The following is a 7004-nucleotide window of genomic DNA, read 5'->3' as shown; positions in this document are numbered from 1 at the left end:
AGCGGCGAGTAGCTCATCGACCGCTCCGGCTGCAGCTCGGCCACCAGGCGCTCGAAGGGCACATCCTGGTGCTCGTACGCGCCGAGAGTGACCCCCCGCGCCCGCCGCAGCACCTCGCGGAAGGACGGGTCTCCCGAGAGGTCGGTCCGCAGCACCAGCGTGTTGACGAAGAAGCCGATCAGTTCCTCCACCTCCCGGCGCGTCCGTTCCGCGATGGGGCTGCCCACGACGACGTCGTCGCTCCCACCGTACTTCGACAGCAGCACCTGAAAGGCAGACAGCAGTGTCATGTACAGCGTGGCGCCCTCGCTCCGCCCCAGCGCCTGCAGCCGCTCCAGCAGCTCCGGAGAAACCTCCACCGGCACCGACGCGCCCCGGTACGTCTGCACCGGGGGGCGGGGATGGTCGGTGGGGAGTTCCAGCAGCTCCGGCGCGCCCGCCAGGCGTTCGCGCCAGTACACGAGCTGCCGCTCCAGCACCTCGCCCGCCAGCTGCTCACGCTGCCACACCGCGTAGTCGGCGTACTGCACCGCCAGTTCCGGCAGCGGCGACTCCCCGCCCTCGCGGAACGCCTGGTACAGCGCCGTCAGCTCCCGGAAGAGCACCTCCAGGCTCCACCCGTCGCTGACGATGTGGTGCATCGAGATGAGCAGCACGTGGTCCTGCATCCCCAGCCGCAGCAGCGCCGCGCGGAAGAGCGGTCCCGCCGAAAGGTCGAAGGGCCGTGCCGCCTCCTCCGCGGCGCGCCGCCTGGCCGCCGCCTCGCGCTCCGCCTCACCCAACCCCGAGAGGTCCACCACCGGAAGCACGAACCCGCCGAAGGGCGCGATCACCTGCACAGGCGACCCGTCCACCTCCGCGAAGACGGTCCGCAGCGCCTCGTGGCGGCGGACGATCTCGCCCAGCGCCCGCTCCAGCGCCGCGCCGTCCAGCGCTCCGCCCAGGCGGTGCGCCACCGGAATGTGGTAGGTGGTGCTCCCCGGCTGCAGGCGATCCAGGAACCAGAGGCGTTCCTGCGCAAAGGACAGCGGCAGGGCGTCTGTGCGTTCGACCGGCACCACGGGTGGCAGCACCGGCAGATCCGCCCGGCGCTCGTCTTCCACGCGCCGGGCCAGCTCCGCGACGGTGGGTCCCTCGAAGAGCGCGCGCAGCGGCAGTTCCACGCCGAACACCGCGCGGATGCGCGAAACCACGCGCGTCGCCAGCAGGGAGTGCCCGCCCGCCTCGAAGAAATTCTCCTCCACCCCCATCCGCTCCAGGCGCAGCACCTCGGCCCAGATCCCAGCCAGCACCTCTTCCACCGGCGTCCGCGGCGCGACGTACCGCTCTTCAGCCGACGCGAGATCCGGCGCGGGGAGCGCCCTGACGTCCAGCTTGCCGTTCGGCGTCAGCGGCAGCTGCTCCAGCACCACGAACGCGGCCGGCACCATGTACTCCGGAAGGCTTGCCCGCAGGTGCTCCCGCAACCGGGCCGCCTCGACTTCTCCCACCACGTACGCCACCAGCCGCTGCTCGTCGGACGCATCCCTGCCCACGATCACCCGCGCCTCGCGCACCTCCGGGTGAGCCGACAGCACCGCCTCGATCTCTCCCGGCTCGATCCGGAAGCCGCGGATCTTCACCTGCTCGTCCACGCGCCCGACGAACTCCAGCCGCCCGTCCGCCTTCCACCGCATCCGGTCGCCGGTGCGGTACATCCGCGCGCCGGGCGCAGTGGCGAACGGGTCGGGAATCCAGCGCTCCGCCGTCAGCCCCGGCCGCTCCAGGTAGCCCCGCGCCACACCACCGCCGCCCACGTACGCCTCTCCCGGCACTCCTACGGGAACCGGGTTCCCGGCGGCATCGAGGAGATAGATCCGCTGGTTGCCGGTGGGGCGGCCGATGGGGACCGTCAGCGCGTCCGGCGCCACGTGCTCCACCTGCTCCCACAGGCAAAAGACGGTCGTCTCGGTGGGCCCGTACATGTGCAGCAGGCGCCGGGGGCCGCCCGCCTTCAGCAGCCGCCGCACGGCGTCGGCGTCCACGGCCTGCCCGCCGAACAGCACCTCGCGCAGCGGGGCGAAGATGTCCGGCTGCTCGCGCGAGAGCTGGTTGAGCAGCGCGGTGGTCTGGAAGATCGTGGTGATCTCGTTCTCGCGGAGGAACTCGCGGAGTGCCGGGGGCGAGAGAAGGACGCCGCGATCGATGCCGACCAGCGTCGCCCCGTTCAGCAGCGCGCCGAACATCTCGAACGTCAGCGCGTCGAAGCTCGCGTTCGACGCCTGCGCCACGCGGTCGCCCGGCCGGATCTGGACGTAGTCGGTCTCGCACACGAGCTGTACGACGTGCCGGTGGGCCACCATCACGCCCTTGGGCCTTCCCGTGCTCCCGCTGGTGTAGACGATGTACGCCAGGTTCTCCGCGGTCGCCCGGCTCGGAGGCGCTTCGACCGGCTCCGACGCGAGCGCGTCCGCGGCCTGGTCCAGGTGGATTACATCCAGGTCTCCGGCCCCCACCTCGCCCGCCAGGCCGCCGCGGGTGAGCAGCACGCGAACGCTGCTGTCGCGCATCATCAGGCGCAGCCGCTCGGCCGGATACTCCGGGTCCAGCGGCACGTACGCGCCCCCCGCCTTCAGCACGGCCAGGATCGAGACGATCAGCTCCGCGCTCCGCTCCAGCAGCACGCCCACGCGATCGTCAGGCCCCACGCCCAGCCGGACGAGGTGGTGCGCCAGCTGGTTCGACCGCGCGTCCAGCTCCCGGTACGTCAGCGACTCATCGCCCCAGGCCAGCGCCACGTCACCGGGGCGCTCCCGCACCTGCGCCTCGAACAGTTCGTGGATGCACACGCCGCGCGGGTACGGGCGCTCCGTCCGATTCCACTCCTGGATGACCAGCGCGCGCTCCGCTTCGCCGAGCAACTCCAGCCGCGACAGCGGCACGTTCGCGTCGTCGGTCACCTGCTCCAGCACCCGCTGCAGGTGGCCGAGCATCCGCCGGACCGTGTCGCGCTCGAAGAGGTCCGTAGCGTAGCCGAGGTTCGCGCGGAGGCCGTCGGGCCACAGCGCCAGCTCCAGCGTGAGATCGAAGCGCGCCGTCTCTTCCGCGCCCTCCGCCGCCTCCAGCCGCAGCGCGGGCCCCGCCGCCTGCGCCGGAGCCGCCGCCGCGGCCGGGCCGTCCCCCACGCCGGCGCCATGCTGGTTGTGCAGGACGATGGCGGCCTGCACCAGCGGGGCGTGGGTCAGCGAGCGTTCGGGGTTCAGCTCCTCCACCAGCTTCTCGAACGGGAGCGCCTGGTGCTCGAAGGCGCCCAGCGTGGCCTCGCGCACGCGCGCCAGCAGCTCGGCGAAGGTGGGGTCGCCGGAGAGGTCGCCGCGCAGCACCAGCGTGTTCACGAAGAAGCCGACGATGCCCTCCACCTCCACGGAGGCACGGTTCGCGACCGCCGTGCCCACCAGCACGTCGTCCTGGCCGGCGTAGCGGCCCAGGAGAAGTTGATAGGCGGCCAGGTACACCATGAACGGCGTGGCCTCGTGCGCCCGCGCCAGCGCGTCCACGCGCGCGGGGAGGCCGGCGCTCAGCAAGGCGCTGACGGCGGCACCGCGATGGGTGCGCACGGCGGACCGCGGGCGGTCGGGCGCAATGTCCAGCAGCGTGGGAGCCCCCTCCAGCGCCTGCCGCCAGAAGCCCACCAGCCGCCGGAGGGAGTTGCCGGACAGGCGCTCGCGCTCGCGGAGGGCGTAGTCGCCGTACTGCAGGGGGAGCGGCGGCAGCGGCGAGGCCCCGCCGCGCGCGAAGGCCTGGTACAGGGCCATCAGCTCGCGCGCCAGGATGCCGGTGGACCAGCCGTCGGTGATCGCGTGGTGCAGGTTCAACAGCAGGGCGTGCTCGTCCGCCGCCAGCCGCACGAGGGAGGCGCGGAAGAGCGGGCCCTCCTCCAGCCGGAAAGGGGCCGCGGCGTCGGCACGCGCCCGCCGCTCCAGCTCGGCGAGCGCCTCGGCGGGAGCCAGCGCGGAAAGGTCCGCCACCTCCAGCCGGAAGGGGGAGGGCGGGGCGACCACCTGCACCGGCTCTCCGCCGCGCTCCTCCAGGTGCGTGCGCAGCGTCTCGTGGCGCCGCACCAGCTCGTCCAGGGCACGCTCCAGCGCCGCCGCGTCCAAGGGGCCGGGGATCCGCCAGACGCGGGGCATGGAGTAGGCGGTGCTCCCCGGCTCCAGGCGATCCAGCAGCCACAGCCGCCGCTGCGCGAACGACGCGGGAAACTCGGAGGGGCGCACGCCGCCGGCCTGCCCGGCCGCCGCCGCGGCTGCCCCGCCCTTCAGCTTCAGCGTCAGCAGCCTCTGCTTTTCGGGGGACAGCTGGGCCAGCCGGGAGATGATATCGGTCATGTCCTGCTCTATAATGCGATGGGCTTCCGACCAGACGGAGGTGCCGTGTGCCTGATGCTGCGCGACTGCCGTTCAGCGCGGCGTGCCCGTTCGTGCCGGCGGGCCGCTGCGCTGGTGGGGCGTAGGGGTCAGACGGGCCTGGCCGCATGCCACGGAGGCGCCCTGCCCCGCCCCCCGGGGGACGTTGCCGTAACCGTTTGATCGATTTGCGCTTGCGATGTCCGATAATATATGTCACCCGCGCGATTTGCGCGCGGGGGATCACCCCGGGGTGGCGTCGTCCTCGAGCAGCGCGCCCAGCCGCGCGAGCTCCTGGGGGTCGAACTGGGCGAGCAGCGCATGGACGACGTGCTGGGCGAAGGTGGAGAGCACCGGCTTTTCGAACAGGTCGGCGATCCCCACTTCCGCGCCCAGCACCTGGCGCACACGGGAGATCACGCGGACGGCCAGGAGCGAGTGGCCGCCCAGCTCGAAGAAGTGGTCGTGGCGGCCCACCTGCTCCACGCCCAGGACCTCGGCCCAGATCGCCGCCAGTTCCTCCTCCGTCTCTCCCACCGGCGCCTGGTAGCCGCGCGTCACGAACGCGTCGCCCTCGGGTGCGGGGAGCGCCTTGCGGTCCAGCTTGCCGCTGGCCGTCAGCGGCAACGCGTCGAGCCGCACGTACGCCGCCGGCACCATGTACTCCGGCAGGCGCTCCGAGAGATACGAGCGGAGCGCGTCGATCTCGACGGAATCCGATCCCACGACGTACGCCACCAGCCGCGTGTCGCCCGCGCCCTCCGCGCGCGCGGCCACCACCGCCTCGCTCACGGACGGGTGCTCGCGCAGCCGCGCCTCGATCTCGCCGAGCTCCACGCGGAAGCCGCGCACCTTCACCTGGAAGTCGTTGCGCCCCAGGAACTCGACCACCCCGTCCCCGCGCCACCGCGCCAGGTCTCCCGTGCGGTACAGACGCGCCCCCGGGTCGCCGCCGAACGGATCGGGGACGAAGCGCTCCGCAGTCAGCGCCGGCCGGTCCAGGTACCCGCGCGCCACTCCCGCGCCCCCGACGTAGAGCTTGCCCGCCACGCCGACGGGCACGGGCTCTCCCGCGCCGTCCAGGATGTAGACGCGCACGTTGCCCACCGGAGCGCCGATGGCGGGGGCACGATCCTCATCGACGCACCGGTACGCCGTGGAGTCGATCGTGGCCTCCGTGGGACCGTAGAGATTCACGACTTCGCCCACGCCGCGTGCGCGCGCCTCCGCCACCAATGCCTGCGTGAGCGGCTCGCCGCCACAGAACACCAGGCGCGGGCGCAGTTGCGTACCATCCGGTAGCCCGCCCAGCACCGCCTGCAGGAGCGTGGGAACGAACTGGACGACGGTCACGCCGCGTTCCTCGATCACCCGCGCGATTGCGCTCGGGTCCTTCGCCGCGTCCGCGGGAAGAAGGACGAGGCGGGCGCCCGTGGCCAGCGTGGTCCACAGCTCCCACACAGACGCATCGAAGGAGATGGAGGTGCGCTGCAGCACGGCGTCGTCCGGGCCGATTCCGAAGGCGCCGGCCTGCCACGCGGTGTGGTTCGCCAGGCTCCGGTGCTCGATCATCACCCCCTTGGGCGTACCCGTGGAGCCGGAGGTGTAGATCACATAGGCCAGGTGCCCGGGGGTGAGCCCCGCGCGTGCCGGATTGGTCGCCGCGCCCCGCGCCCACCCATCACCCTCAAGGTCGATCACTGGCACGTCCACGTTCGCGAACAGCGCCTGCACACCCTCCAGAGAACCCTGCGTGAGCACGGCCGCGGGTGCGCTGTCATCGAGCATGTACCGCAGCCGCTCCGCCGGATAGCCGGGGTCCAGCGGAACGTAGCCGCCGCCGGCCTTGAGGATGGCCAGGAGCCCGACGACCATCTCCGGGCCGCGCTCCACGCAGATCGCCACAAGTGCATCCGGCCCCACGCCGTGCCGGGCAAGGTGGTGCGCCAGGCGGTTGGCGCGCTCATTCAGTTCGGCGTAGGTGAGCTCGCCGCTATCGAAAACGACCGCTACCGCGTCCGGCGTGCGCGCGGCCTGCGCCTCCACCAGCTCGTGGATGCACGACTCGCGGGAATACGCCGCGCCGGTCGCGTTCCACTCCTCGACGACGAGGCGCCGCTCCGCATCCGGCAGGAGCGGGAGCGCTTCCACCGCCTGGAGATCGTCGGCGGCGAACGCCTCCAGCACGCGCCGCAGGTATCCCCCGAAGCGCTCCGCCGTTGCCCGCTCGAAGAGCGCGGTGGCGTACGTCACGTTCCCCGCGATCCTCCCGCCGTGCTCCCAGAGCGTCAGCGAGAGGTCGACGTGCGCCGTGGCAAGCGTCGTCGCGTGCGTGGACGGCGGAGGAGCGACCGGCGCCGCGCGGTGCGCTGGGTTGGCCGGTCCCGCCGGCGCCGGTGCGAGGCCGGGGAGCCCGGCGCCGCCGCCGGTGGCGTTCTGCCAGGTGAACATCGCCTGGAAGAGCGGGGCGTGCGCCATGCTCCGCGCCGGGTGCACGAGCTCCACCACCTGCTCGAAGGGGATGTCCTGGTGATGCTGCGCGCCGAGCGAGCGCTCCTTCACCCGGGCCAGCAGTTCCACCACCGTCGGGGCGTCGGACAGTTCCACGCGAACGGGAAG

The 7004-nt window shown here is 72.6% G+C and carries 2 protein-coding genes; both read right to left on the bottom strand.

Annotation, left to right across the window (positions count from 1 at the left end; all coding sequences use genetic code 11):
- Positions 1-4367: amino acid adenylation domain-containing protein (locus VIB55_RS05540; protein WP_331875673.1), on the bottom strand; the 4367-nt coding region annotated here is incomplete at its 3' end.
- A gap of 261 nt (positions 4368-4628) precedes the next feature.
- The coding region (locus VIB55_RS05535) for an amino acid adenylation domain-containing protein (protein ID WP_331875672.1) at positions 4629-7004 on the bottom strand (2376 nt) is incomplete at its 5' end.

The sequence above is a fragment of the Longimicrobium sp. genome (genome assembly GCF_036554565.1).
GTDB lineage: Bacteria > Gemmatimonadota > Gemmatimonadetes > Longimicrobiales > Longimicrobiaceae > Longimicrobium.
The sequence above is the reverse complement of the archived record's forward strand: the minus strand, read 5'-3'. Positions and strand labels throughout refer to the sequence as shown.